General features: G+C 70.6%; 20 protein-coding genes and 2 rRNA genes. 5 read left to right on the plus strand and 17 right to left on the minus strand.

Going from position 1 to position 25,320, the window contains the following annotated elements:
* From ACFVQ3_RS02515 to ACFVQ3_RS02525, 3 genes are all read right to left on the minus strand, one after another.
* Positions 1-2,180 (minus strand): 23S ribosomal RNA (locus ACFVQ3_RS02515); the annotation flags it as partial.
* A 401-nt stretch (positions 2,181-2,581) separates the two neighbouring features.
* A 16S ribosomal RNA gene (locus tag ACFVQ3_RS02520) occupies positions 2,582-4,102 on the minus strand.
* Positions 4,103-4,734: 632 nt separating this feature from the next.
* Positions 4,735-5,895 carry a helix-turn-helix transcriptional regulator gene (locus ACFVQ3_RS02525; RefSeq protein WP_387634673.1) on the minus strand — a complete coding sequence of 387 codons (1,161 nt, stop codon included), beginning with the start codon at positions 5,893-5,895 and terminating at the stop codon, positions 4,735-4,737.
* A gap of 85 nt (positions 5,896-5,980) precedes the next feature.
* Here ACFVQ3_RS02525 and ACFVQ3_RS02530 point away from each other — a divergent pair, with 85 nt between their 5' ends.
* The gene (locus tag ACFVQ3_RS02530) at positions 5,981-7,033 is read left to right on the plus strand and encodes an ATP-binding cassette domain-containing protein (protein WP_387634676.1); all 1,053 of its coding nucleotides are present in this window, start codon (positions 5,981-5,983) and stop codon (positions 7,031-7,033) included.
* On the plus strand, positions 7,030-7,911 hold the full coding sequence (locus ACFVQ3_RS02535; RefSeq protein ID WP_387634679.1) for an ABC transporter permease: 882 nt from the start codon (positions 7,030-7,032) through the stop codon (positions 7,909-7,911). Before ACFVQ3_RS02530 ends, ACFVQ3_RS02535 begins: the two co-directional genes overlap by 4 nt.
* Before the next feature lie 76 nt (positions 7,912-7,987).
* Here the strand turns inward: ACFVQ3_RS02535 and ACFVQ3_RS02540 are convergent, their stop codons facing one another.
* Positions 7,988-9,496, minus strand: a complete 1,509-nt coding sequence (locus ACFVQ3_RS02540) for a hypothetical protein (RefSeq protein WP_387634682.1) — start codon at positions 9,494-9,496, stop codon at positions 7,988-7,990.
* A 136-nt stretch (positions 9,497-9,632) separates the two neighbouring features.
* The gene (locus tag ACFVQ3_RS02545) at positions 9,633-9,932 is read right to left on the minus strand and encodes an MTH1187 family thiamine-binding protein (protein WP_138827129.1); all 300 of its coding nucleotides are present in this window, start codon (positions 9,930-9,932) and stop codon (positions 9,633-9,635) included.
* Positions 9,933-10,158: 226 nt separating this feature from the next.
* Between ACFVQ3_RS02545 and ACFVQ3_RS02550 the strand changes: the two genes are divergently transcribed.
* Positions 10,159-10,941, plus strand: coding sequence for a deoxyribonuclease IV (locus ACFVQ3_RS02550; protein WP_387634686.1), 783 nt, complete (start codon positions 10,159-10,161; stop codon positions 10,939-10,941).
* Positions 10,942-11,269: 328 nt separating this feature from the next.
* Here the strand turns inward: ACFVQ3_RS02550 and ACFVQ3_RS02555 are convergent, their stop codons facing one another.
* From ACFVQ3_RS02555 to ACFVQ3_RS02580, 6 genes are all read right to left on the minus strand, one after another.
* Complete coding sequence (locus ACFVQ3_RS02555) at positions 11,270-13,948, minus strand: phosphoenolpyruvate carboxylase (RefSeq protein WP_387634689.1); 2,679 nt, start codon at positions 13,946-13,948, stop codon at positions 11,270-11,272.
* Between the two features lie 245 nt (positions 13,949-14,193).
* Positions 14,194-14,631, minus strand: a complete 438-nt coding sequence (locus tag ACFVQ3_RS02560; RefSeq protein ID WP_387634692.1) for a VapA/VapB family virulence-associated protein — start codon at positions 14,629-14,631, stop codon at positions 14,194-14,196.
* Between the two features lie 108 nt (positions 14,632-14,739).
* Positions 14,740-15,171, minus strand: a complete 432-nt coding sequence (locus ACFVQ3_RS02565; protein WP_387634695.1) for a VapA/VapB family virulence-associated protein — start codon at positions 15,169-15,171, stop codon at positions 14,740-14,742.
* 366 nt (positions 15,172-15,537) lie between these two features.
* Entirely contained in the window at positions 15,538-16,338 is an 801-nt protein-coding gene (thiD, locus tag ACFVQ3_RS02570) for a bifunctional hydroxymethylpyrimidine kinase/phosphomethylpyrimidine kinase (RefSeq protein WP_387634698.1), read from the minus strand.
* Between the two features lie 163 nt (positions 16,339-16,501).
* Positions 16,502-17,287 (minus strand): response regulator, encoded by a 786-nt coding sequence (locus ACFVQ3_RS02575; RefSeq protein ID WP_387634700.1) that lies wholly within the window; start codon positions 17,285-17,287, stop codon positions 16,502-16,504.
* Complete coding sequence (locus ACFVQ3_RS02580) at positions 17,284-18,471, minus strand: sensor histidine kinase (RefSeq protein WP_387634703.1); 1,188 nt, start codon at positions 18,469-18,471, stop codon at positions 17,284-17,286. Before ACFVQ3_RS02580 ends, ACFVQ3_RS02575 begins: the two co-directional genes overlap by 4 nt.
* A 173-nt stretch (positions 18,472-18,644) precedes the next feature.
* On the opposite strand from ACFVQ3_RS02580, the gene ACFVQ3_RS02585 reads away from it, so the two are divergent.
* On the plus strand, positions 18,645-18,887 hold the full coding sequence (locus tag ACFVQ3_RS02585; RefSeq protein ID WP_387634706.1) for a hypothetical protein: 243 nt from the start codon (positions 18,645-18,647) through the stop codon (positions 18,885-18,887).
* Between the two features lie 32 nt (positions 18,888-18,919).
* Here the strand turns inward: ACFVQ3_RS02585 and ACFVQ3_RS02590 are convergent, their stop codons facing one another.
* From ACFVQ3_RS02590 to ACFVQ3_RS02615, 6 genes are all read right to left on the minus strand, one after another.
* Positions 18,920-20,257 (minus strand): ion channel protein, encoded by a 1,338-nt coding sequence (locus ACFVQ3_RS02590; RefSeq protein ID WP_387634708.1) that lies wholly within the window; start codon positions 20,255-20,257, stop codon positions 18,920-18,922.
* Between the two features lie 248 nt (positions 20,258-20,505).
* Positions 20,506-21,012 carry a DoxX family membrane protein gene (locus tag ACFVQ3_RS02595; protein WP_387634710.1) on the minus strand — a complete coding sequence of 169 codons (507 nt, stop codon included), beginning with the start codon at positions 21,010-21,012 and terminating at the stop codon, positions 20,506-20,508.
* 322 nt (positions 21,013-21,334) lie between these two features.
* Positions 21,335-21,958: an FMN reductase gene (locus tag ACFVQ3_RS02600; RefSeq protein ID WP_387634713.1), complete on the minus strand. Its 624-nt coding sequence runs from the start codon at positions 21,956-21,958 to the stop codon at positions 21,335-21,337.
* A 185-nt stretch (positions 21,959-22,143) separates the two neighbouring features.
* Complete coding sequence (locus ACFVQ3_RS02605; protein ID WP_387634715.1) at positions 22,144-23,349, minus strand: LLM class flavin-dependent oxidoreductase; 1,206 nt, start codon at positions 23,347-23,349, stop codon at positions 22,144-22,146.
* A 229-nt stretch (positions 23,350-23,578) separates the two neighbouring features.
* Complete coding sequence (locus tag ACFVQ3_RS02610; RefSeq protein WP_387634718.1) at positions 23,579-24,067, minus strand: GNAT family N-acetyltransferase; 489 nt, start codon at positions 24,065-24,067, stop codon at positions 23,579-23,581.
* Positions 24,068-24,114: 47 nt separating this feature from the next.
* Positions 24,115-24,450, minus strand: a complete 336-nt coding sequence (locus ACFVQ3_RS02615) for a YnfA family protein (RefSeq protein ID WP_387634721.1) — start codon at positions 24,448-24,450, stop codon at positions 24,115-24,117.
* A gap of 116 nt (positions 24,451-24,566) precedes the next feature.
* On the opposite strand from ACFVQ3_RS02615, the gene ACFVQ3_RS02620 reads away from it, so the two are divergent.
* A complete protein-coding gene (locus tag ACFVQ3_RS02620) occupies positions 24,567-25,313 on the plus strand; it encodes a hypothetical protein (protein ID WP_387634723.1) in 747 nt (248 codons plus the stop codon).
* The last annotated feature ends 7 nt before the right edge of the window (positions 25,314-25,320 follow it).

The following is a 25,320-nucleotide window of genomic DNA, read 5'->3' on the forward strand; positions in this document are numbered from 1 at the left end:
ACGCCATTCGTGCAGGTCGGAACTTACCCGACAAGGAATTTCGCTACCTTAGGATGGTTATAGTTACCACCGCCGTTTACTGGGGCTTAAATTCTGAGCTTCGCTCCGAAGAGCTGACCCGTCCTCTTAACCTTCCAGCACCGGGCAGGCGTCAGTCCGTATACATCGTCTTGCGACTTCGCACGGACCTGTGTTTTTAGTAAACAGTCGCTTCTCCCTGGTCTCTGCGGCCGTCAACGCTCGGGAAGCTAGTTCCGTCACGCATCGGGCCCCCCTTCTCCCGAAGTTACGGGGGCATTTTGCCGAGTTCCTTAACCACGATTCTCTCGATCGCCTTAGTATTCTCTACCTGACCACCTGAGTCGGTTTAGGGTACGGGCGGCTAGAACCTCGCGCCGAGGCTTTTCTTGGCAGCATAGGATCACCCAATTCGCGCATACGCGCTATCTATCAGTTCTCAGGCTATGTGAACAGCGGATTTGCCTACTGTTCGCCCTACAACCTTGGACACGGTCAACCATCGCCGTGCTGGGCTACCTTCCTGCGTCACCCCTGTTAATACGCTTACCTAGTACCGGTTCGGGTCGCGCGCCGCTCCCGCGATGTCTCCCGAAGGAGACGGTGCGAGTTAAGGGCGCTTAGCATCACCGGGTTCGGTATGGGCGGTTCTTCGCCGGTAGGAGAATATCAACTCCTTGTCCATCGACTACGCCTGTCGGCCTCGCCTTAGGTCCCGACTTACCCAGGGCGGATTAGCCTGGCCCTGGAACCCTTGGTCATTCGGCGGACGGGTTTCTCACCCGTCTTTCGCTACTCATGCCTGCATTCTCACTCGTGTAGGCTCCACCGCTGGGTTACCCCGCGACTTCACTGCCCACACGACGCTCCCCTACCCATCCACACGCCTGGACCACGAAGGCCTAGCGTTTGTGTGAATGCCACAGCTTCGGCGGTGTACTTGAGCCCCGCTACATTGTCGGCGCGGAATCACTTGACCAGTGAGCTATTACGCACTCTTTCAAGGGTGGCTGCTTCTAAGCCAACCTCCTGGTTGTCTGTGCAACTCCACATCCTTTCCCACTTAGCACACGCTTAGGGGCCTTAGCTGGTGGTCTGGGCTGTTTCCCTCTCGACTACGGAGCTTATCCCCCGCAGTCTCACTCCCGCGCTCTCACTTACCGGCATTCGGAGTTTGGCTGACGTCAGTAACCTTGTAGGGCCCATCGGCCATCCAGTAGCTCTACCTCCGGCAAGAAACACGCGAGGCTGCACCTAAATGCATTTCGGGGAGAACCAGCTATCACGAAGTTTGATTGGCCTTTCACCCCTAACCACAGGTCATCCCCCAGGTTTTCAACCCTGGTGGGTTCGGTCCTCCACGTAGTCTTACCCACGCTTCAACCTGCCCATGGCTAGATCACTTCGCTTCGGGTCTAGACCCAGCGACTCATTCGCCCTATTCAGACTCGCTTTCGCTACGGCTTCCCCACACGGGTTAACCTTGCCACTGAGCACTAACTCGCAGGCTCATTCTTCAAAAGGCACGCTGTCACCCCTGCTAGGGAGGCTCCAACGGATTGTAGGCACACGGTTTCAGGTACTATTTCACTCCCCTCCCGGGGTACTTTTCACCTTTCCCTCACGGTACTGGTCCGCTATCGGTCACTAGGTAGTATTTAGGCTTAGCAAGTGGTCTTGCCGGATTCACACGGGATTTCTCGGGCCCCGTGCTACTTGGGATCCCCTTCGGGAGGCCGCGTCATTTCGTCTACGGGGGTCGCACCCTCTGTGCCGGGCCTTTCAATGCCCTTCGACTATAACGCGGCTTTCTGACTCCCTGACCGGGTACCAGCCCGGTCTGAAAGGTCCCACAACCCCGCCCATGCAACGCCTGGTAGCTATCACACATGAACGGTTTGGCCTGTTCCGCTTTCGCTCGCCACTACTCACGGAATATCTCTTCCTGTCGGTACTGAGATGTTTCACTTCCCGACGTTCCCTCCACACACCCTATATATTCAGGTGCGGGTCACTGGACATGACTCCAGCGGGGTTTCCCCATTCGGAGATCCTCGGATCACGGTTCGTTTGCCAACTCCCCGAGGCTTATCGCAGGCTACAACGTCCTTCATCGGCTCCTAGTGCCAAGGCATCCACCCTGTGCCCTTAAAAACTTGACAACAAAAAATTGCAGAGAACAAAGATAAATCTTTGATCTTACAAAGATGCTCGCGTCCACTGTGCAGTTCTCAAGCTACGGACGATCCCACCCGCTCCCACGGCCTACCAACACAACCGGTTGGCGGTTCACCCAGGAGACGCGATGGCCCGTTCAGAGCGACCCCACCCATGCGGGCGGTTCCCTCAGGACCCAACAGTGTGCTTGGCAAACCCCTCCCCCGTACCCGTGATGTTCCACCACCCACCCGAAGGCAGACAGGTACTGACACGAACCGTCATGGACGAGCTCTTCGTTAATGTTCCACCCTTGAGCAACCATCCACCCACGCGTTCGGCGAGTGCCATGGCCTCTGCACAACCAGCACCCAGAGGGTCACCAGCTGTGAGTGATGCTCCTTAGAAAGGAGGTGATCCAGCCGCACCTTCCGGTACGGCTACCTTGTTACGACTTAGTCCCAATCGCCAGTCCCACCTTCGACAGCTCCCTCCACAAGGGTTGGGCCACCGGCTTCGGGTGTTACCGACTTTCGTGACTTGACGGGCGGTGTGTACAAGGCCCGGGAACGTATTCACCGCAGCGTTGCTGATCTGCGATTACTAGCGACTCCGACTTCATGGGGTCGAGTTGCAGACCCCAATCCGAACTGAGACCGGCTTTTTGGGATTCGCTCCACCTCGCGGTATCGCAGCCCTTTGTACCGGCCATTGTAGCATGCGTGAAGCCCAAGACATAAGGGGCATGATGATTTGACGTCATCCCCACCTTCCTCCGAGTTGACCCCGGCAGTCTCTTATGAGTCCCCACCATGACGTGCTGGCAACATAAGACGAGGGTTGCGCTCGTTGCGGGACTTAACCCAACATCTCACGACACGAGCTGACGACAACCATGCACCACCTGTACACCGACCTTGCGGGGCAACCATCTCTGGAAGTTTCCGGTGTATGTCAAGCCTTGGTAAGGTTCTTCGCGTTGCATCGAATTAATCCGCATGCTCCGCCGCTTGTGCGGGCCCCCGTCAATTCCTTTGAGTTTTAGCCTTGCGGCCGTACTCCCCAGGCGGGGCACTTAATGCGTTTGCTGCGGCACGGAACTCGTGGAATGAGCCCCACACCTAGTGCCCAACGTTTACGGCATGGACTACCAGGGTATCTAATCCTGTTCGCTCCCCATGCTTTCGCTCCTCAGCGTCAGTTGCGGCCCAGTGACCTGCCTTCGCCATCGGTGTTCCTCCTGATATCTGCGCATTCCACCGCTACACCAGGAATTCCAGTCACCCCTACCGCACTCTAGTCTGCCCGTACCCGATGCAAGCTCAAGGTTGAGCCTTGAGTTTTCACACCAGACGCGACAAACCGCCTACGAGCTCTTTACGCCCAATAATTCCGGACAACGCTTGCGCCCTACGTATTACCGCGGCTGCTGGCACGTAGTTAGCCGGCGCTTCTTCTGCAGGTACCGTCACTTGCGCTTCTTCCCTGCTGAAAGAGGTTTACAACCCGAAGGCCTTCATCCCTCACGCGGCGTCGCTGCATCAGGCTTTCGCCCATTGTGCAATATTCCCCACTGCTGCCTCCCGTAGGAGTCTGGGCCGTGTCTCAGTCCCAGTGTGGCCGGTCGCCCTCTCAGGCCGGCTACCCGTCGTCGCCTTGGTAGGCCATTACCCCACCAACAAGCTGATAGGCCGCGAGTCCATCCCAGACCGATAAATCTTTCCAGACACTCCCCATGCAGGGGCATCTCGTATCCAGTATTAGACCTCGTTTCCAAGGCTTATCCCGGAGTCTGGGGCAGGTTACTCACGTGTTACTCACCCGTTCGCCACTGATCCACCCAGCAAGCTGGGCATCACCGTTCGACTTGCATGTGTTAAGCACGCCGCCAGCGTTCGTCCTGAGCCAGGATCAAACTCTCCGTAAATGTTTGCTATCAACCCCGAAGGATTAACAACCATACGAAGCGGACCCGAAGGTCCATAATCATGGCTACAAACCGAAAACATGACGTTTTCAATTCATACCAAATAGAAGTCTCAACACGAACACACAACACACACCAAACGATGCGCGCCACACGCCCATGCAGGACAATTGGCATTAACTATCAAGCACACTGTTGAGTTCTCAAGCAACCGACACGCACCGACTCCAACCCACCAGGGGCCTTCACTCGGGGCAACTTCTCTAACCTACCAGATCGGCTTCTTCGTTTCAAACCCGGCGAACCGGGTCAAACTCGAAGGTCGACCCCGACGTCAGGGCCTGGAAGCGCGAGGCATCCAGTTCAAGATGTCGGATTTTCAGTCCGGGGCAACAGCCACTTCGCGGCGGCTCCGAAGAGCTTCGCAGTGGTGTCTGTCTCTCCCTGCCGGGCTGACTTCGAGAACACTACGGGGAGGTGAACGCTCCGGTCAACCCGGCCCCGCGTGACCCCGGTCACCGCCCCGCTCGTCGCGCCGACACTGCTCCGGTCGCCGACCGGAGCACCACCGCGTCACCGCGTCACCGCGTCACCGCGTCACCGACCACATTCACCGGCACTCCGACACCCGGTCACCCCGTCACCCCGTCACCGTCACCGACCACCCCCTCGACAGCCCCCCGGTACCGCTCCCCCATCTCGCGGACGGCGGTCCGCAGCTCGGGCGGCCCGACGACCTCGAACGGGACGTCGAACATCCCGATCCACGCGGCCAGACCTCGCCACGACCACGATCCGGCGACGAGCCGGGACCGCTCCGGTCCGAGGGCCTCGACGAGGCCCTGCTCCCCCACCCACGGCGCGATGTCGTCCGCCCGGGCGTGCAGGACGACCTCGCCCTCGGCGGGCCACCGCGGACGGGAGAACTGGTGCGCGACGTACGCGGCGACGTCGGGCACGGAGGTCCTGCGGGTGGTGCGACGCCCCCGCGCCGCTCCTTCCCCTCCTCCGGCGGCGCTGCCCGGCGAGCGCGCACCCGTCGTACCGTCCACCGTGACTTCTGCCGGCCCCGCGCGACGCGACGACGCGCCCGACCGGTCGGTCGGCACGGCGGGCAGGTCGCGCGGCGCGAACCGCGGGCCGGTGGGCGTCCGCGGGGTCATCCGGTCGACGCGGAACGTGCGCCAGTCGGCGCGCTCGAGGTCCCACGCGACGAGGTACCAGCGCCCGCCCCACGTCACGAGGTGGTGCGGCTCGGCGCGACGCGGGGCCCGGAAGGCCGCGTCGCCCGAGCCGAGCAGCGGCGACGACCCGCCGTCGTAGTCGAAGCGCAGCACCTCGCGCCCCCGCACGGCGCTGCCCACCGCGACCAGCACGGCCGGGTCGACGTCGGGTCGCGCCGCCTGCGCGGACGACCGCACGACGGTCACCTCGAGCGCGTCGATCCGTCCGCGCAGCCGCGCGGGCATGACCTGGCGGATCGTGGCGAGCGCCCGCTGCGCCGGCTCCTCGAGCCCTCCCACCTGGGACGTCTGGAGGGCGACGGCGACCGCGACGGCCTGCTCGTCGTCGAACAGCAGGGGCGGGAGGTCGGCACCGGCGTCGAGGCGGTACCCGCCGTCGGGCCCCTTGGTCGCGCGCACCGGGTAGCCGAGCTCGCGCAGGCGGTCGACGTCGCGCCGCACCGTGCGCGGACTGACACGCAGGCGCTCCGCGAGCGCCTCCCCCGGCCAGTCGCGGCGGGCCTGGAGCAGGGAGAGCAGGGCGAGGAGTCGGGCCGAGGTCTCGAGCATGTTCCCAGCGTCGCACGAGGTAGCGGACAGAACCTGACCGCTATCTCCGACAGGGTGGAGCCATCACCCACTCCTGGAGGACACCGTGATCCACACCCGCTCCCTCACGAAGGACTTCGTCGTGAGCCGCCACGAGACCGTGCACGCCGTGCGCGGCATCTCGCTCGACATCGAGCCGGGCGAGCTCGTCGCCGTCCTAGGCCCCAACGGGGCCGGCAAGACCACGACCCTGCGCATGCTCACGACGCTCATCGCGCCCACGTCGGGCAGCGCGACCGTCGCGGGGTACGACGTCGTCGCGCACCCCGCGCAGGTCCGTCACCACATCGGGTACGTCGGGCAGGGCAACGCCGCGGGCCACAACCAGCGGGCGGTCGACGAGCTCGTGACGCAGGGCGTCGTCTACGGCCTCGACCGCCGGGCCGCGCGCCGCCGCGCCGACGAGCTGTTCGAAGCGCTCGACCTGACCGCGCTGCGCGCGCGCAAGGTCGCCGACCTCTCGGGCGGGCAGCGTCGCCGGCTCGACGTCGCGATGGGCCTCGTCCACTCGCCCTCGCTCCTGTTCCTCGACGAGCCCTCGACCGGCCTCGACCCGCACAACCGCGCCAACCTGTGGGAGCACGTCCTGCGCATGCGGGCCGACGCGCTCGCGACGACGGGCGACCCCATGACGATCGTCCTGACCACGCACTACCTCGACGAGGCCGACACCATGGCCGAACGCGTCGTCGTCGTCGACCACGGCGAGGTCATCGCGGACGACACCGCGGAGGCGCTCAAGACGAACCTCGCCGGGGACCGCGTGGTCCTCGACGCCACGACGCCCGACGACCGCGCCCGCCTCGCGCAGCTCGTCTCCCGCGCCCCCGGGGTCCGGGAGGTCGAGACGTCCGGCGCCCAGGTCACCGCACGCGCCGCGGACGGGCCCACGCTGCTCCCGGCCCTGCTGCGCGCGGCCGACCACGCGGGCGTCGGCGTCTCCGCGGCCCAGGTCCACCGCCCCACCCTCGACGACGTGTTCCTCGCGCTGACCGGGCGCAGCCTGCGCGAGACGGGGACGACGGACGGCCCCGCCACCACCTCACCCACCGCACGGACCACCGAGAGCGCGGCGCTCTCCGGGAAGGACGCAGCATGAGCACCGTCGACACGGCCCCGACCGGCGGCCCCGCCACCACCCGCACGCAGCGCGGCACCTCGGCGGGACGCCCCGGCTCCCGCCCCCGCGGCCGGCTCGCGAACCTCGCCCGCGACACCTCGATCGTCCTCGTCCGCGAGCTGCGCCCGCTGCTCCACGACCCGTTCTCGGTCGTGTTCGGGCTGGTGCAGCCGCTCGTGTTCCTCGCCCTGTTCGGCCCCCTGCTCGTCGGCACGCTCAGCGGGCAGGACGGCGGCGCGACCGGGACGCTGGGAGGCAGCGTCTGGCAGTGGTTCGTGCCGTCGATCCTCGTGATGACGACGCTCTTCGGCACGTCGACCACGGGAGCCAACCTCCAGCAGGAGCTCAACACCGGCGCGCACGAGCGCATGCTCGTCTCGCCGCTGTCCCGGCCCTCGCTGCTCGTGGGGCGTGCGCTCAAGGAGATGGTGCCGATCGCGGCGCAGTCCGTCGTGGTCGTGCTCGTGATGCTGCCGTTCGGGTTCGAGCTCTACCCCGTCGGAGCGGTGCTCGGGCTGCTCATGCTCGCGATCTTCGGGGTGGGCATCGGGTCGCTCAGCTACGCCCTGGCCCTCGCGGTCCGCAAGCAGGAGTGGATGTTCTGGCTCGTGCAGCAGACGCTGCTCTTCCCGCTCATGATCCTGTCGGGCATGCTGCTGCCCCTCGAGACCGGCCCGTCGTGGATGCGCGCCGCTGCCCACCTCAACCCCCTGACCTACCTGGTCGACGCCGAGCGCTCGCTCTTCGCGGGCGACCTGACCTCGTCGGCCGCCGCCTGGGGCTGGGTCGCCGCGGTGGTGACCGCCGCCGTCGGGCTGGCCGTGGGGATCCGGACCATGGTGCGCAGCACGGACTGACGACCCCGGGGACGACGGAGGGGCGGCACGCCGTGGGCGTGCCACCCCTCCGTCAGCCGCGTCCGCGGCCGGGCGTTCAGGCGTACTGCTCGCGGAACGCGTCCGTGAGGGTCGGCCCGCCGTCGCCCAGGCGCCACACGCTCCACCCGTCGGCCGTCGCCGTGCCCGACGCCGCGATCGCCGCCGCGTCCGGGTGACGGAAACGGGCGCCGTCGGTCAGCTCGATGAAACCGTCCGGGTACAGGACCGCCTCGAAGCGCTGCCCGCGTCGCGGGCGCGACCACACGAGCGGCACGGGCGTGCCGAAGGCGCGGGCAAGGGCGTGCAGGTCCGGGTCGTCGTCCGGGTCGTCCTCCAGGTCGTGGGAGTGCGCGGACGCCGACGGCGGGGCCGGCACGAGGTCCTGGCCCAACGGGTCGATCGTGCTCAGGGCGTCGACCACCGGGACGTTCACCGGCGGCTGGTACGACAACGGGTCGTACGCGGGCGCCTCGGACTCGTAGGACTCCCGCGTCAGCACCGACTCGCGGGTCCGGATCGACTCGCGCGTGCGGATGGACTCGCGCGTCAGGATCGAGGCCCGGCTCGGTGTGCGCGACGACAACGCGTCCTCCGCGACGCTCGGGGCGTACGACGACGAGTAACGGCCGAACTCGGACGCCTCGTCCGCAGGCGGCGACGCGAGCAACGGCACGGGCGGCACCGGGGGCACCTCCGGGACGGGCGGGTGCGTGAGCTCGGCGGGCAGACCCCGGTCCGTACCCAGCAGCGGCTCGTGGATCGCCTCGAGCGTGCCCGTCACGTCCGCCGAGCCCGCGGCGCTGCCGTACACGGTCGCCGCGGCCTCGAGCTCCGACCCCCGACGACGGTCGGCGCGCGAGCGCTGCGTCACGATCGGCAGCTTGCCCGTGAGCGCGCGCCCCACCGCGACCCCCTCGGCGAAGTCCGCGGTGCGCTGCGCCGAGCGCGTGGGCTCGACCGCCGCCCGGCGAGGAGCGGCCGGGGCCGCCGGACGCGCCGTGCGCTCGGGCACGAGGGGCGAGACGTCGACGAACCGGCGACCGTCCGCGCCGTGCATCACCCCGAGCTTGAGGACCGACACCGACGACCCGGGCTGACGCAGGAAGTCGAGGGCGTCGACGATGCCGTCCTCAGCGCTCGAGCAGATGACGATCAGGCGGGCACCCGTGGCCCGCGACGTCGCCTGCGAACGCGTGAGCGGCACGTTGTCGTAGAAGGTCGTGACATCCTGCTGGAACCGTGCCGCGCCCCCGACGTAGCGGCCCGCGAGCTCGGCCCGCGTGAGCTGCCCGGCACGGCCGGCGTGGTTCATGGCCCGGGTCAGGGTCTCCTCGGTCAGCTCCGAGACGACCTCGATCACGACGGGCAGGCCCGCGGCGTCGAGCGCCAGCAGGTGCGGCTCGTCCGTCGACGACCCCTGCCTGACGGGGAAGATCTGCTCACCGAGCAGGCCGTCCAGGTGGCCGTCGACCACACGCTGCGCGACCGTGCCGAACCCCCCACCCGCCGGCTGCGACGGGCGGACGAGAACTGGACGCTCGGCGTCCACCTCGAAGAGGGGCATCTGGGTCTCCTGCGGCTCGGGAAGCGACCACGAACGCTGCCCGGGACGGCGGCGTTGCCGCATAGCCTACGACGCCCGTGCGAGCGACTCGAACGAGTCCGTTTCACCCACTGGGACGAGGCCGTCCCGACCGGTCTCAGTCCTTGGCCAGGCGCTCCTCGACGCGCTCGACCTTCCCCGTCAGCTCCCCCGTCCGACCTGGGCGGATGTCCGCCTTGAGCACGAGCGAGACGCGGTGCCCACCGGCACCCACGGCCTCGGTCGCGCGCTTGACGACGTCCATGACCTCGTCCCACTCCCCCTCGATCTCGGTGAACATCGAGGTGGTCCGGTTGGGCAGGCCCGACGCGCGGACGATGCGGACGGCCTCGGCGACGGCGTCCGTGACGGACTCGCCGGCACCGAGCGGGGCGACGGAGAAAGCGAAGATGGCCATGAGGCCATCATGCCGCGTCTGGGGGTGGGCTGGGGGCTCGCGCCCGGGGCCCGGGGCTGGGGCCCTGGGCCCGGGGCCGCACCGTCGAGTGTGCAGTTCGGGTCGTCCCGGGCGCCCTCAGACGACCCGAACTGCACACTCGACGACCTGGCCCGTCACACCGGCCCGTCGCACCACCCCCGGCTCGCCGCGCCGCGCGTCGCCCGCGGCACGTAGCGTGGGCCTCATGCGTATCGGAGCACACGTCGACCAGGCCGACGCCGTCAACCAGGCACGAGCGATCGGCGCCGACCAGGCCCAGGTCTTCCTGGGCGATCCCCAGGGGTGGAAGGGCGCCGAGTTCACGTACCCCGGCGGCGCCGAGGCGTTGCGTGCGGACGCCGCGGCCGCGGACCTCGACCTGTACGTGCACGCCCCGTACGTCATCAACGTCGCGAGCACCAACAACCGCATCCGCATCCCGAGCCGCAAGTCGCTCCAGAAGATCGTCGACGGCGCGGCCGAGATCGGCGCCAAGGGTGTGATCGTGCACGGCGGCCACGTGACCGCGACCGACGACGTCGCGGTCGGCTACGACAACTGGCGCAAGGCGATCGACGCGCTCGACGCCAAGGTCCCCGTGCTGATCGAGAACACCGCGGGCGGCGCGAAGTCGATGGCTCGCACGCTCGAGAGCATCGGGCGGCTGTGGGACGCGATCGGGGCCGCGGAGGGCGGCGACCAGGTCGGCTTCACGCTCGACACGTGCCACGCCTGGGCGGGCGGGATCGACCTGGCCACCGCCGCGGACCAGGTCCGCGCCGTGACGGGCCGCATCGACCTGGTGCACGCGAACGACAGCCGCGACACGTTCGACTCGGGCGCCGACCGGCACGCGCACTTCGGCGACGGGCTCATCCCGCCCGACGAGCTGGTCGCGGTCATCGCCTCGGCCGGAGCGCCCGTCATCTGCGAGACGCACGGCGACATGGGCCCGGACATCGCCTGGCTGCGCTCGCGCCTGGACTGACCGGCCCGACGGCGCCGCTCGCCCCAGGCGGCCGGGCGTCACGATCATCGGGACGGCCGGGTGGCGCCGGTCGTCGGGACGGCCAGGTGGCGTCGGTCGTCGGGGCGGCCGGGTAGCGCGCGCCGTCGCGGTCGTCGAGGCGGCCGGGGTCGATCGCCGGGGCGGCCCCGGTGCGACCGGGCGTCACGATCGCCGGGGCGCCCGACGTCCGCCCGGCCGGAGCGGACGGCCACCTCGCCGAACATGCGGTTGCCGTCGGTCGAGCATGCGGTCGGCGTCGGTTCCGGTGTGGAGACGGACGCCAACCGCATGTTCGGCACCGAGAGGGTCAGCCCGTGTTCTGCAGGCCCGCCGCGACACCGTTGACCGTGAGCAGCAGGAGGTGCTGCAGACCGTCCTTGTACTGGCCCTCGGCCCCCGAGCGCAGGCCGCGCAGCGCCCGGAGCTGGAGCAGCGACAGCGCGTCGACGTACGGGCTGCGGAGCTGGACCGCGCGGCCCAGCACCCGACGACCGGCCAGCGGCCACTCGTTCCCGGAGATCTTGAGGACCCACTCGCGCGTCAGGCGCAGCTCGTCGAGGATCTTGGCCGCGAGGTCGTCGCGGTCGCCGAGCGCGAGGTAGCGCTCCGCGATGCGCTCGTCGGCCTTGGCGAGCGACATCTCGACGTTGTCGATGAGCGTCGCGAACAGCGGCCAGTCGCGGTGCGCCTCGCGCAGCCGCTCCAGGTCGCCGAACTCCTTGAGCGAGGTCCCCAGCCCGTACCAGCCGGCGAGGTTGATGCGGGCCTGCGACCAGGAGAACACCCACGGGATGGCGCGCAGGTCCTCGAGCGACTCGACGGAGAGCCCGCGACGGGCCGGGCGCGACCCGATCGGGAGCAGGCCGACCTCCTCGAGGGGCGTGACCTCGGAGAACCACTGCGGGAAGCCCTCGCTGCGGACCAGCGCGTGGAAGTGCTCGCGCGAGGAGACGTCCAGGGCCGCCGCCACGTCGGCGAAGCGGGCGGTCGCCTCGGCGTTGCGCCGCTCGACCGACGGTGCGGACGCGAGCAGCGTCGCCGCGGCGACCTGCTCGATGTGGCGGGCCGCGATCGTCGCGTCGCCGTACCGGGCCGTGATGACCTCGCCCTGCTCGGTGAGCTTGAACCGGCCGTCGACCGAGCCCGGGGGCTGGGCCAGCACGGCGCGGTTCGCGGGGCCGCCGCCACGCCCGAGGGCACCGCCACGGCCGTGGAACAGCGTCAGGTTGATCTCGTGGCGCTGGGCCCACTCCGCGATGCGGCTCTGGGCCGAGTGCAGCGCGAGGGTCGCCGAGACCGGGCCCACGTCCTTGGACGAGTCCGAGTAGCCGAGCATGACCTCGACCTTGCGGCCGTTCTCCGCGAGACGGCGCTGGACCTGGGGCAGCTCGAGCGAGGCCTCGAGGATCTCGACGCTCGCCTCGAGGTCCGCGAAGGTCTCGAACAGCGGGATCGCGTCGATCACGGGTGCGTCCTCGGCACCCTCGAACGCGGCCTCGGCGAGCTGGTAGACCGCTGCCAGGTGCTCGGGCTTCTGCGTGAACGACACGATGTAGCGGCGGGCCGCGCGCACACCGTAGCGCTGCTGGATCGAGCCGATCGCGCGGTACGTGTCGAGCACCTCGCGCGTGCGGTCGGACAGCTGTCCGTGCACGCCGTGCTCGGCGATCTCCGCGAGGGCGGCCTCGTGGACCTGCGAGTGCTGGCGCACCTCGAGCTCGGCCAGGTGGAACCCGAAGGTCTGCACCTGCCACACGAGCTGCTGCAGGTCGCCGTAGGCGGCGCGGGGCGCGCCTGCCGCGATGAGCGAGTCCTGGACGACCTTGAGGTCGGCCTCGAGCTGTTCGGGCACCGCGTACGCGAGGTCCGCGTCGCGCAGTCGGGTCGCCGCGATGCGGCGCGCCACGACGAGCATGACCGCGCGGTGCGGCTCGGCCGGGGACTCGGCGGACGCCTCGGCCGTGATGGCCTCGGAGAGCTGACGCTGCTTCTGCCACAGGGCGCGCAGGCCGTCGGACGCAGGCGTGCCCTGCTCGTCGAGCGTGAGGGTGCGCCCGATCCGCTGCGCCGCCCGCTCGAGAGCCTGGAGCGCGTGGTCGGCCGCGATGGCCGCGGCCTGGCGCGTGGTCTCCGCGGTGACGTTCGGGTTGCCGTCGCGGTCGCCGCCGATCCAGGTGCCGAGACGCACGAACGGTGCTGCCTGCGGGCGGTCGTGGCCGGCCCTGTCGGCCAGGAGCCAGTCGTCGAGACGGCGGTAGACGGTCGGGAAGACCGTGAAGAGGGTCGCGTCGAACACGCTCATCGCGGTACGGACCTCGTCGAGCGGCGAGGGCTTCGCGGCGCGGATCGGGGACGTGCGCCACATGCCGTCGATCTCGGCGAGCAGCTTGCGCTCGTTCTCCGCGAGCGACGCGCCGCCGGACGGCAGTGCGTCGCGCTCGGTGAGCAGCGCCGACAGGCGACGGATCGACGCCGAGATCGCCCGACGGCGGGCCTCGGTCGGGTGCGCGGTGAGGACCGGGCGGAACTCGAGCCGCTGGAGTCGGGCGAGCGCCTCCTCGTGACCCACCTCGTCCGCGAGCTGCGTGAAGGCCTCGGGCAGCGTGTCGTCGACGACCGACGGCGCGAGCTCGGCCTCGCGGTCGTGCAGCACGCGCACACGGTGGTGCTCCTCGGCGAGGTTCGCGAGGTGGAAGTACACCGTGAACGCACGAGCCACCTGCTCGGCGCGCTCGTGGCTGAATCCCTCGACGAGACGCTCGGCCTCCTCGAGCGCGGCGTCGGCGTGCTCGCCGTACGCGCGGATCGAGAGCTCGCGCAGGTGCTCGACGTCGTCGAGCAGCGCGGGATCCCCCGACTCCGTCAGGACCGTGCCGAGCAGACGGCCGAGGAGGCGGACGTCGTCGCGCAACGGCGCCGGGACCTCGTGCCGGGCGCCCGTGCGGCCGTTGCCGTCGGTGGATGCTGGGGAAAGGTTGTCGGTCACGGGTCCGTAGCCTAGGCGCTCCGTGCGGCAGCACGTCGACGGCGTCTGCCTGGTGGTCGGTCCGCGGCCGGACCGGACCCGCTCCGGCACCTGGTCGAGGCGACCGATCGAACACCGGCCGGACGCACCGCGACCGCCCGCCCCCGAGGGACGGGCGGTCGCGGTGTCGTGCCCGACTCGGTACCCGGTCGGCTCCAGCCGCCGGACCGTCTCCGGTCAGCCCTGGCCGCCGGACCCGCCCCCGGTCAGCTCCAGCCGCCGGACCCGCCCCCGGTCCCCAGCAGCACGGCCACTCCCCCGGACTGGAAGTTGCCCAGGAGGTTCGAGCTGCCGTCGAAGAAGTTGACGTTGAGGTAGACCGGCGTCGCGTTGAACTGGAAGCTCACCGTGGAGCGGTACAGCCGCTGGAGGTCGTCGGTGTAGACGTCCCCCCAGAACCCGCCGCCGCCGAGGCCGCCGATGCCCCCGGCGTTCCCCACGAACTGCTTGCTGTCCGCCGGGATGTCGACCGTGAGCCGGTAGTAGAAGATCATCCCGACGGCCGTCCCGTTGGCCGGGTAGGCCGTCTGGGTGGACCGCAGCCTCGCCACCGCGGCGTCGATCTTCTCCTGGTCGAGCGTGTCCTTCACGGACGCCTCGAAGTCCGACACGATCGTGTCGATGTCCAGCGTGGTCTCGCTCATCTTCGTTCCCCGTTCGTCTCGATCGTCCCGGGCGCGCATGGACGGCTCGCGCACCGGTCGTCGCAAGGGTGGCCGTCACCCGTCTCGCCTCTGCGCACAGGCCCTGGCTCAGCTCCAGGTGCCGGTCCCGCCACCCGTCCCGAGGGATGCGAGGACCGTCCCGAACAGGCCGTTGCCCACGAGGTTCGGTCCGCCGTCGAAGAAGTTGACGTTGAAGTAGACCGGTGTCGCGTTGAACTGGAAGCTCACCGTGGACCGGTAGAGGCGCTCGATGTCGTCCGTGAAGACGGTCCCGGAGGCCTCGCCTCCGCCGATCCCGATGCCTCCGATGGTCGACCGGAAGGTCTTCCCACCCGTGATGGAGACCTCGAGGACCGCGAAGAAGATGCCGTTGACGACCCTGCAGGTCGCCGGGTACTCGGTCCGGGCCGTCCGCAGCGTCTCCACCGCGGCGTCGAGCCTCTCCTGGTCGAGGGCCTCCTGCACCGATGTCCGGAAGTCCCCCACGACCGTGTCGATGTCGATCGTCGTCTCGCTCATGCTCAAATCCCCCGCTCGTCGGCGGCAGCACGTGCACACGGAGCGGGCGGACCTGCCCCGGTCGTCGGAAGGTCGCTGACAGGCGGAGGTCGTGACGAACGCCCCCGTCGCGAACGTCGACGCGACCCGGCTCACTCTGCGGAACTCACCCCTGCGGCTGTGGAGCCACCGAACGGGGACCTGGGGCCCGCACCGAGCGCGTCAGCCTCCCCGTCCTCCCAGGGTGACACCGTGCTCCGCGGGCCACCGCTCGGGACGGGGTGAAATACCCGGGCAGCACGACGCCCGGGCGAGGAGACCTCGCCCGGGCGCGTGACGTCGTCGGGCACGGGCGCCGGCCACCGGCTGCACCCGACCCGCGCAGGGTCAGTGCGTGAACGCGCCCTGCCACACCGTGTCGAACGGTGCGTGCGAGCTCACGCGCGCCTCGATCGCCTCGGTGACCATCTGCTTCGCGACGCCCACGGCGCGCTCGACGTCGTTGCCCTTGGCGAGCTCGGCCGTGATCGCCGCGGCGAACGTGCAGCCCGCGCCGCTCACGCGCTCCTCGCCCACCTTGGGGACGGAGAAGACCGTGATCTCCTGGCCGTCGAACAGGACGTCGACCGCGTCCGGCCCGGGCAGCTCGACGCCGCCCTTGACGACCACGAAGTCCGGGCCCAGGGCGTGGATGCGCTCGGCGGCCTCGACCAGGTCGTCGACCGACTCGATCTTCTCCATGCCGGACAGGATCTTCGCCTCGAAGACGTTCGGGGTGATGACGGTCGCGAACGGCAGGATCTTCTCGCGCAGCGCGGTGTCGGTGTCGAGGGCCGCGCCGGGCTCCTGGCCCTTGCAGATCAGGACCGGGTCGAGGACCACGTGGTGCCAGCGCTGGCTCGCGAGCGACTCGGCGACCACGTCGATCGTCGCGGGCGTGCCCAGCATGCCGATCTTCACGACGTCGAGGTCGTACGTGCTGGTCGCGGCCTCGAACTGGTCCGCGATGACCTGCGGCTCGACCGGGACGAAGCGGTGGCCCCAGTCGTTCTTCGGGTCGAACGACACGATGCACGTCAGGGTCCCGACGCCGTAGACGCCCAGCTCCTGGAACGTCTTGAGGTCGGCCTGGATGCCGGCTCCCCCGGTGGCTTCCGATCCGGCGATGACGTACGCGAGGTTGACCATGGTGCTGCCTGTGTCCTTCGAGGAAGAGTGGTGGGACCGGGCCTGGCCCCCGGGAAAGCCTACGCCGCGCCGCCGGGACACCGGTGGGACGCCGCCGGTGGGACGCCGCCGGGCCGACGCCGCCCGGGCCGACGCCGCCCGGGTGGTCACCGACCCGGCACGGTCACCGACCCGGGCGCACCAGCTCCGCCTCGTACGCGAGGATCACGAGCTGGACGCGGTTCGTGAGCCCCACCTTGGTCAGCAGGGAGCGGACGTGGCTCTTGACGGTCGCCTCCGAGAGGAACAGCTCGTCGCCGACCTCCTTGTTGGACAGGCCGCGCGCGACCGCGAGCAGGACCTCGCGCTCGCGCGGGGTCGCGAGCTCGAGCCCGGCCCCGGCGCGAGGGGCGGACGCCACGCCCGAGCCCGCGTGCCAGTCCGAGAGCTCGACGTACCGTTCGATGATCCGTCGCGTGACGCCGGGGTCCAGCAGGCTGTCGCCCGCCCGGACGCGGTGGACCGCGGTCACGAGCGCCTCGGGGTCTGCGTCCTTGAGCAGGAACCCCGCGGCCCCCGCACGCAGGGCGCCGTAGACGTACTCGTCGTCGTCGAACGTCGTCAGGACGAGCGTGCGCACGCCCGCGAGCTCCGGGTCCCCGGAGATCTGCGCGGCGGCGTCGATCCCGTTGAGGTGCGGCATGCGGACGTCCATGAGGACGACGTCGGGTCGCAGCGCGTGGGCCATCCGGACCCCCTGGGCGCCGTCGGCGGCCTCGCCCACGACCGTGATGTCGGGCTCGTTGTCGAGGATCATGCGCAGGCCCAGGCGGATCGTCGCCTGGTCGTCGACGACGACGACGCGCACGGGCTCGCCGAACGGCCGGCTCTCGGCGACGACGTGGCCGAGGGCCCGCTCCGGCCGGGCGGAGGGGGGCGGAGGGGGAGGCGGGGCGGGGACGTGGGTCATGTGGCCTCTCGGGGCAGGACGGCCTGGACGCGCCAGCCGCCGTTCTGGTCGGGTCCGGCGGACAGGGTGCCGCCGCACGACAGGGCGCGCTCGCGCATGTTCAGCAGCCCGTTGCCGCCGTGCAGGTCGGGGTTGTCGGGCAGGGGCGGGCCGGGGTCGCGCACGGCGACGCGCACGTATCCCGGCGTCGCGACGACCTCGAGGCTCAGCCGCGGGGCGAGCGAGTGCAGCAGCACGTTCGTCAGGCCCTCCTGGGCGATGCGCACGACGGCGAGGCTCACCTCGGGGCGCAGGTCACCCAGGTCGTCGGGCAGGTCGAGCTCGACGTCCCGTCCGGCCTCGGTCAGGCGTGCGGCCGCGGCCCGGACGTCGACGAGCGCGGGGGCCGGCGCGAGCTCGAGCGCGTCGCCGGTCTCGCGGCGCAGCACGTGCACGACCGAGCGCATCGACGTCAGCGCCTTCTTGCCCTCCTCCGCGATCCACGTGACCGCCTCGGCCGGCGCCTGGGGCTGGTTGGGCGCGACACGGTCCGCGGCCTGCGCCCGGACGACGATCGCGGACATGTGGTGCGCGACGACGTCGTGCAGCTCGCGGGCGATGCGCGTGCGCTCGGCATGCACGGCCTGCTGCGCCAGGATGCCCTGCAGGGCCGTGAGCTCCTCGTTGCGCTCGCGCAGGGTCTCGCTCGTCACGACGACGCGCCGGACCGTCCACCCGAGCGCGACGGCCGCGAGCGCCAGCGCGACCGTCGAGAGGATCTCCGAGGGCGTCCCCGACGGGTAGACCTGCGGGTGCGTGAGCAGGGTGCGCAGGTACAGGTTGAGCGACCACCCGGACAGCACGGCGCCGGTCGCCGCGAGCGCCGGCGGCACGGCTCCCTGCCGGGTCGCGCAGAAGCCCGCGACGAGGAGCGGTGCGAGGTGGAACAGGTTCGACGAGACGCCGAACTGGAACAGGGGGTAGAACATCGCGGTGCCCCAGAACGCCCAGCCCGGCGCGGCGCGCCGCAGCGTGAGCACGCCCACGAGCCAGGCCCCCGTCCACCAGTACGGCTGGATGTCGTACGGCCTCCAGTAGTCGCCCTGGTACATGTACCCGACGAACCCGAACCACACCGCACCGACCGCGAGGGCCGTGAGGAGGTCCTGCACCCGGACGGGGGCATGACGGAGGGCGAGGAGCACGGACCCACCGTAGCGAGGCGGGCCCGGGGACGGCACCGCCCAGGGGCGGGGGTCCGACGGCGTCGCGTCCGCCCGGGGAGGGAGCGCACCCGGGTGGGACGCGCCCTGCGGCCAGGGGCAGGACCGCCCCGGGGTCGATGCCCCGGGGGCGCGCGGCGGGCGAGGCTCGGGGCATGTCTCGTGCTGCGTCTTCCCCGCCCCCGGTCCACCACTGCCGACCGTCGCTCGCGGACCGGGTGTACTCGGCGGTCGTCGGGGCCGGGATCCTCGCGAGCGCCGTGTCGGCGTACGAGCTCGTGGCGCACGACGCCCCGCTGTCGACGTCGACGATGTCGGTGCTGTCGGTCCCGGGTGGTCCGGGCGGGTGCCCCGCGCCGGGCGGGGTCACGTCCGGCGGGGCCCCGTCCGGCGGGTGACGCGAACGGCCGACGAGCAGGACCGGTGCACCCTACGTGACGGCGGGTCCGGACCGCGGTACGACGTGGTCGGTCACCTCGGGGGCCACGAGCATCTCGGGGGCGGTGCGCACGAGGAGCCACGCCGGCAGGATCGCGAGGCACAGCACGGGCAGGACCCCGACGTCCCCCACGACCGCGACCGCGACGAACAGGGCGATCCACCCGTCGCGCCCGACCGCCAGGACCACGCCGAGGACGCCGCTCGCGACCGAGAGCCCGAGCGGCGCACCGGGGAAGGCCGCGTTGACGGCCACCCCGGCGGCGACCCCGATGAACACCGCGGGGAAGATCCGCCCGCCCCGGAAGCCCGCCGCGGCCGCGATCACGAGCGCCACGAGCTTGACCGCGAAGATGAGGACCAGGTTCCCGGTCGAGAAGTCGGCGCGCTGCTGGACGAGCTCGAACGACTGCTGCGAGCCCTTGAACAGCGTGAGCGGCCCCCCGATCGCGCCGAGGACGCCCAGGAGCACACCGCCGAGCGTCACGTACAGGACCGGGTTGCGCATGCCGTGGAAGAACCGGTGCACGTGCCCGAACGCGAGCACGCCCAGCAGGGCGGCGCCTGCGGCGAGCGTCGCCACCGCGAGGGAGACGCCGACGTCGCCGATGTCCGGCACCCCGAGGTCGGGCAGGTCCATCGAGCCGAACGGCCGCCCGATGGCGTCCATGGTCATGGCCCCCGCACCGGCCGAGACGAGCGGCAGGAAGAGGCGGTCGAACAGCGGACCGCCCCGGGGGAAGCCCGCGACGACGCCCGTGAACACGAGCGCAGCCGCGACGGGGGTCCCGAACAGCGCACCGATCGTCGCGGCCGCCGTGAGCATCACGACGAGATCCGTGGGCACCTGCCGCCACAGCCGCGCGACCAGCGCGACGAGCAGCGCGGTGTTGATCGCGATGATCGGGTTCTCGGGTCCCAGGCTCACTCCGCCGGCGAGCCCCAGGACCGTGACGACCGCGAGGCTCGGCAGGACGTGGAGCGGAAGCGGCGGCGCGATGAGCTCGGTCGTCGCGGAGTCCCGCCCGCCGTGCCCGGGCACGAGCCACACGACGAGCCCGACGAGGAGTCCCGAACCTGTCAGCATCGCGAAGATCCACCAGCGCGAGTCCGGGTCGACGCCCAGCGTGCCCGGCAGGTCCGTCCACAGGAGGTCCTCGGCCGCCGCCGACAGCCAGTCGAGCGCGTAGAGCACGAGCGCCGACACGATCCCGACCAGCAGCGCCGGGACGCTCAGTCGCAGCAGCGTGCGCAGCGCAGGGACGTCCGGCGGGCCCGCGGCCGCTGCGGGCGCCGGGTGGGAGGTCGTGTCGTCGTCCCGCGCGGGCATGGGCCCAGCGTGGCACGCACGACGTCCCTGCGCGCCTCGAGGCCGGCGCCCCCAGCCCGACGGCGCCGCACCAGCCCCAGGACCGAGCCCACCCCGTGGGGTCCGCACCCTGGGGCGAGGGCGCGTGCCGCCGTCGGGCAGCTGGCCGAGCGACGGGCGCGCCGGTCGCGGACGCCTTCGTCGAGATGCGGCCAGGTGGGGTCACGGTTCGCCCGTGACCCCACCTGGCCGCAACTCGCGTCGAGCCCTCAGACCGTGCGGCGCAGCCGGGCGCCGAGCGCGTAGGCCCCGACGACGGTCGCCGCGGCGACCAGCACCACGTCCTTGAGGACGTACTGCCCGAGCAGCGTCATCCCGGAGCCGAACAGCTCGTCGAAGAAGAGCACCGTCGGGGCGAGGATGCCGACGAACGCACCGGCCACGACCACGAGCCCTGCGCGCAGCCAGTACCCGGTGACGAGCGTGAGCCCGATGAAGCACTCGACGACCGCGGTTCCGACCACGGCGACCGTGCCGTGGACGAGCCCCAGGGTCAGGGTGTCGATCGTGCGCTCGGCGACGACCTCGGCCGGGCTCGCGCCGGGGAAGAACTTCAGGACCCCGAACCCGAGGAAGACCAGGCCGAGCGCGACCCGCAGGGCCGGGACGGACCAGCGGGTCAGGAAGCGTGCGAGGGCGTCGACGGCGTCGCTCACGTGGGTCGAGACGGAGCCTCGGCGGGAGATCGCCGGACCGTTGACGGAGAGGGTGGACATGGACGTGCCTTTCGGGAGGTGGTGGGTTGGCGGCGCCTCGTCGTCGGGCGCACATCCAGAAGGAGCCCTCCCGGGCGACGGGTGATGCGGGTCGCACCGCGTTTCACCCACCCCGCCGCTCCCCCGCCCCTCCCGGCACCACGAAGGCCTCGACGGCCGAGCCGTCGAGGCCGTCGTCTCCCGCACCGCTGCGAGGCCACCGGTGCGCACCCCGGTCCCTCGACCGGGTCCACCACCCGGCGCACCGGTGGTCCACGGGGCGGGAGCCCGCCACGAGACCGGGGCGGGCCACCACCCGCCGCACCCGCCTCGCGCGGAACCCCTACTTGCCGAACATCTGCGCGAACGACGGCACGCCGTCGAACATGCCCGTCGCGGTGCGCGGCTCGCGGGCCGCGACCGTGGTCGCGAGCTCCTTGGCCGCGCGGCGGATACGGGCCGGGAGCGGACCGGCGTCGTGCGTGCTGTCACCCTCGGCCGCCCAGTCGTCCGTGGCCGCGAAGACCGACGTCGTCGCGACGTCGGCGTGCAGGTAGGTGAACAGCGGGCGCATCGAGTACTCGACGGCCAGCGAGTGGCGCGACGTGCCGCCCGTCGCACCCAGCAGCACGGGCACGCCCTGGAGCGAGTCCTTGTCGAGGATGTCGACGAAGGACTTGAAGAGTCCCGAGTACGTGGTCGTGAACAGCGGCGTGACCAGGACGAGCGCATCGGCGCCCGTGACCTTCTCGATCACCTCGGCGAGGTCGCCGCTCGCGAAGCCCGTGAGCATCGCGTCGGTGATGGCGTGGGCGACGTCGCGCAGCTCGACCGTCGTGACCTCGGCGGCCACGCCCAGGTCGCCGAGCTCGGCCACCGTGGCGGCGGAGAGACGGTCGGCGAGCAGTCGGGTCGAGGACGGCTGGCCGAGGCCGGCGGAGATCGCGACGATCTGGCGAGCGGTCATGAGGTGGTGCTCCTGGTTCGTGAGGGTTCTTCGAGTGTGCCGGACGGTGCGCGCGGCGGGTGGTGCGGTGGTGCGGGGTCGTGCCGTGGTGCTGCCCGTGGCCTGACGGTGGTGCTGAGGGCCGGGCCGCCCCTGGCCACAAGGGCGGCCCGGCCTGCCCGGGGCTTCCCCGGGCGGGTGGCAGGTCAGATACCGAACGCGGAGCCCTTGCGGGCGGTGTCCTCGACGGCCTCTGCCGCCTGGATGTCGTCCTCTGCGGTCTTGCCCGTCCAGTGGTCGGCGGCCGCTACGACCTGCTCCGCGATCTTGCCCTCGGCGCGGGCCTTCGCGACGCGCTGGGCGTGGCTCGGCGGGTCGCTCGGGACGTGGGCGGGACGCTTGGCCTCCATCTCCTTGCGGAGCACGGGGACGACCTCGCCGGCCAGCAGGTCGATCTGCTCGAGGACCGTCTTGAGCGGCAGGCCCGCGTGGTCCATGAGGAACAGCTGGCGCTGGTAGTCGCCGACGTGCTCGCGCATGGCGCCGTAGCGGTCGATGACCTCCTGCGGGCTGCCCACGGTCAGGGGCGTCTGCGCGCTGAAGTCCTCGAGCGAGGGGCCGTGCCCGTAGACGGGCGCGTTGTCGAAGTAGGGCCGGAACTCGCGCACCGCGTCCTGGGAGTTCTTGCGCATGAAGACCTGGCCACCGAGCCCGACGATCGCCTGGTCGGCCTTGCCGTGGCCGTAGTGCTCGAAGCGCTGGCGGTAGTACTGGACCATCTGCTTCGTGTGGCTGATGGGCCAGAAGATGTTGTTGTGGAAGAAGCCGTCACCGTAGTAGGCGGCCTGCTCGGCGATCTCCGGGGTGCGGATCGAGCCGTGCCAGACGAAGGGCGCGACGCCGTCGAGCGGGCGCGGCGTGGCCGTGAAGCCCTGGAGCGGCGTGCGGTACTTGCCCTGCCAGTCGACGACCTCCTCCTCCCAGAGGCGGCGCAGCAGCGCGTAGTTCTCGATCGCGAGGTTGACGCCCTCGCGGATGTCCTTGCCGAACCACGGGTAGACGGGGCCGGTGTTGCCGCGGCCCATCATGAGGTCCATGCGACCGTCCGAGATGACCTGGAGCATCGCGTAGTCCTCGGCGATCTTCACCGGGTCGTTCGTGGTGATGAGCGTCGTGGAGGTCGACAGGATGATGTTCTTCGTCTGCCCGACGAGGTAGCCGAGCATCGTCGTCGGGGACGACGGGACGAACGGGGGGTTGTGGTGCTCACCCGTGGCGAAGACGTCGAGGCCCGCCTCGTCCGCGTGCTTCGCGATGGTGAGCATGGACCGCACGCGCTCGGTGTCGTTGGGCGTGCGACCGGTGACGGGGTCGGTGGTGACGTCGCCGACGGTGAAGATGCCGAACTGCATGGGGGTTGCTCCCTCGTCCTACAAGTTGATGCATTTGCATATACTTGGAGGAGAACCGGGAGGGTGCCGGGGTTATTCCCCGGGCGCGTGGGTGGCGTGGGTCACGCATCCCCGGCCCGACGGCGCAGCGCACCCGGGCGGCCGGGTGCGCCTCCGCCGTCGGGCAGCGGGGCGACCGGGCACCGGGCCGACGGCGCAGGCGGGCGGCAGACCTACCGGGCGCGGACCGCTACGGGCGCAGCGCGAACGTGTGCATGCCGTCCTCGTCCTCGGGGTCGGGCTCGGCCGCGTGCTCCCAGCCCAGGGCCGAGAAGAACGCGAACGCGGCCAGGTTCTCCTGGTCGACGAACGCCACCCATCCGTCGGTGGCCGCCCGCTCGACGTGAGCCACGACCTCGCCCAGGGCGGCGCGCCCCAGGCCCTGGCCGCGCCGGGCGGGATCCACCGCGACGTCGGTGATCACGTGCGCCCGGTGCTCCCCGCTCGCCCAGACGAGCCCGACCACCGCGAACGGCGAACCGTCCGCGAGCACCACGAGCTGCTCACCGTCCTCCTCGGTCAGGACCGCCTCCAGCCACTCGTCGTCGAGCGGGCCGAGCTCCTCGTCCAGGACCGGGTCCTGGTACCAGACCTGCAGCCAGGGGTAGTCGCCGGCCACGAAGGCGCGGACCGAGAGCGTACCGAGGGCGGACGGGCGGGAGGCGGGGCTCGAAGGCATGCCCGACATCCTGACGGCCGCCCGCGACGACGGTCGAGACATTTCGCTCACTGCGGACGCGGCGCGTACATGATGACGGCGACGCCCACGAGGCACAGGAGCGCCCCGAGCACGTCCCAGCGGTCGGGGCGGAAGCCGTCGACGGCCATGCCCCACAGGAGCGAGCCCGCGACGAACACTCCCCCGTACGCCGCCAGGATCCGCCCGAAGCTCGCGTCGGGCTGGAGCGTCGCGAAGAAGCCGTACAGCCCGAGCGCCACGACCCCCGCGCCGATCCAGACCCACCCCTTGTGCTCACGGATCCCCTGCCAGACCAGCCACGCGCCCCCGATCTCGAAGAGGGCCGCGGCCCCGAACAGCAGCATCGAGCGCAGGACGGTCATGGTGGTCTCCTCGGGCCGGCGGGGTGCTGGGCGTGCCCATCCTCTCGCGCACAGCCCCCTCACAGGCGGGCGGGCGAGACTGGCACGAGCCGCAGCACCGAAGGATCGGAGACCCGATGCCCCGCCCCGACACCGAGCCGGTCGCCCGCACGGGCGACACGACGCCGCCGGACGCCACGCCGCCCGACACCACGCCGCCCGGCGTGACCGTCCGCCGTGCGCGCTTCGTCGACGTGCCCGGTGTGGCCCGCCTGCTCACCGCGGACCACCCCGTGGTCGACCTGGACGGCGACGGCACCCCCGACGCCCCGGTCGACCCCGAGCAGCTCTCGTCCGCGACCCGGCTCGTGCTGAGCCACGGGATCATGGAGCAGGGCGAGATCTGGGTCGCCGAGGACGCCGACGGGCTGCGGGCCACGACCGTCTGGCTCCCGCCCGAGGTCCCGGCCTTCGAGGACGAGCTGCGCGGTGTCCTGGTACGCGAGGTGGGCGTCGACCCGCTCGACGAGCCCGGTGACGACGAGCCGGTCCGCGTCGCGACCCGTCAGGCGCTGGACGTCGCCCAGTCCGTGATCGCCGACGCGCTCGACGCCGTCCGCCCGCGCCTCATCCTCGTCGCGGCGGCCGTCGCGACCGACGTCGAGGGCACCGACCGTGCCGACACCCTGCGCCTGCTCGTGGACGCGCCCGCGCGCGCCGCGCGCACCCCCGACGGCGTCCCGGTGGCGCCCGCGGACGGCCCGCTGCTCACGGCCGTCGTCGACCCTGCCCGGGTCGAGGGGATGCAGCGCATCGGCTTCGTGGAGCACCGGAGCGTGGACCTCGTGCCGCACGGGCGGCTGTGGATCGGCGTGCGGGCCTGAGCAGGGC

It is taken from the genome of Oerskovia sp. NPDC057915, from assembly GCF_042887685.1.
GTDB lineage: Bacteria > Actinomycetota > Actinomycetes > Actinomycetales > Cellulomonadaceae > Oerskovia.

Excerpts from the sequence above, each read along its gene's own strand:
- ACFVQ3_RS02525 (WP_387634673.1), bottom strand. The coding sequence starts at position 5,895 with ATGCTCGAGACCTCGGCCCGACTCCTCGCCCTGCTCTCCCTGCTCCAG.
- ACFVQ3_RS02535 (WP_387634679.1), top strand. The coding sequence starts at position 7,030 with ATGAGCACCGTCGACACGGCCCCGACCGGCGGCCCCGCCACCACCCGC.
- ACFVQ3_RS02540 (WP_387634682.1), bottom strand. The coding sequence starts at position 9,496 with ATGCCCCTCTTCGAGGTGGACGCCGAGCGTCCAGTTCTCGTCCGCCCG.
- ACFVQ3_RS02545 (WP_138827129.1), bottom strand. The coding sequence starts at position 9,932 with ATGGCCATCTTCGCTTTCTCCGTCGCCCCGCTCGGTGCCGGCGAGTCC.
- ACFVQ3_RS02550 (WP_387634686.1), top strand. The coding sequence starts at position 10,159 with ATGCGTATCGGAGCACACGTCGACCAGGCCGACGCCGTCAACCAGGCA.
- ACFVQ3_RS02560 (WP_387634692.1), bottom strand. The coding sequence starts at position 14,631 with ATGAGCGAGACCACGCTGGACATCGACACGATCGTGTCGGACTTCGAG.
- ACFVQ3_RS02565 (WP_387634695.1), bottom strand. The coding sequence starts at position 15,171 with ATGAGCGAGACGACGATCGACATCGACACGGTCGTGGGGGACTTCCGG.
- thiD (WP_387634698.1), bottom strand. The coding sequence starts at position 16,338 with ATGGTCAACCTCGCGTACGTCATCGCCGGATCGGAAGCCACCGGGGGA.
- ACFVQ3_RS02575 (WP_387634700.1), bottom strand. The coding sequence starts at position 17,287 with ATGACCCACGTCCCCGCCCCGCCTCCCCCTCCGCCCCCCTCCGCCCGG.
- ACFVQ3_RS02585 (WP_387634706.1), top strand. The coding sequence starts at position 18,645 with ATGTCTCGTGCTGCGTCTTCCCCGCCCCCGGTCCACCACTGCCGACCG.
- ACFVQ3_RS02590 (WP_387634708.1), bottom strand. The coding sequence starts at position 20,257 with ATGCCCGCGCGGGACGACGACACGACCTCCCACCCGGCGCCCGCAGCG.
- ACFVQ3_RS02595 (WP_387634710.1), bottom strand. The coding sequence starts at position 21,012 with ATGTCCACCCTCTCCGTCAACGGTCCGGCGATCTCCCGCCGAGGCTCC.
- ACFVQ3_RS02600 (WP_387634713.1), bottom strand. The coding sequence starts at position 21,958 with ATGACCGCTCGCCAGATCGTCGCGATCTCCGCCGGCCTCGGCCAGCCG.
- ACFVQ3_RS02605 (WP_387634715.1), bottom strand. The coding sequence starts at position 23,349 with ATGCAGTTCGGCATCTTCACCGTCGGCGACGTCACCACCGACCCCGTC.
- ACFVQ3_RS02610 (WP_387634718.1), bottom strand. The coding sequence starts at position 24,067 with ATGCCTTCGAGCCCCGCCTCCCGCCCGTCCGCCCTCGGTACGCTCTCG.
- ACFVQ3_RS02615 (WP_387634721.1), bottom strand. The coding sequence starts at position 24,450 with ATGACCGTCCTGCGCTCGATGCTGCTGTTCGGGGCCGCGGCCCTCTTC.
- ACFVQ3_RS02620 (WP_387634723.1), top strand. The coding sequence starts at position 24,567 with ATGCCCCGCCCCGACACCGAGCCGGTCGCCCGCACGGGCGACACGACG.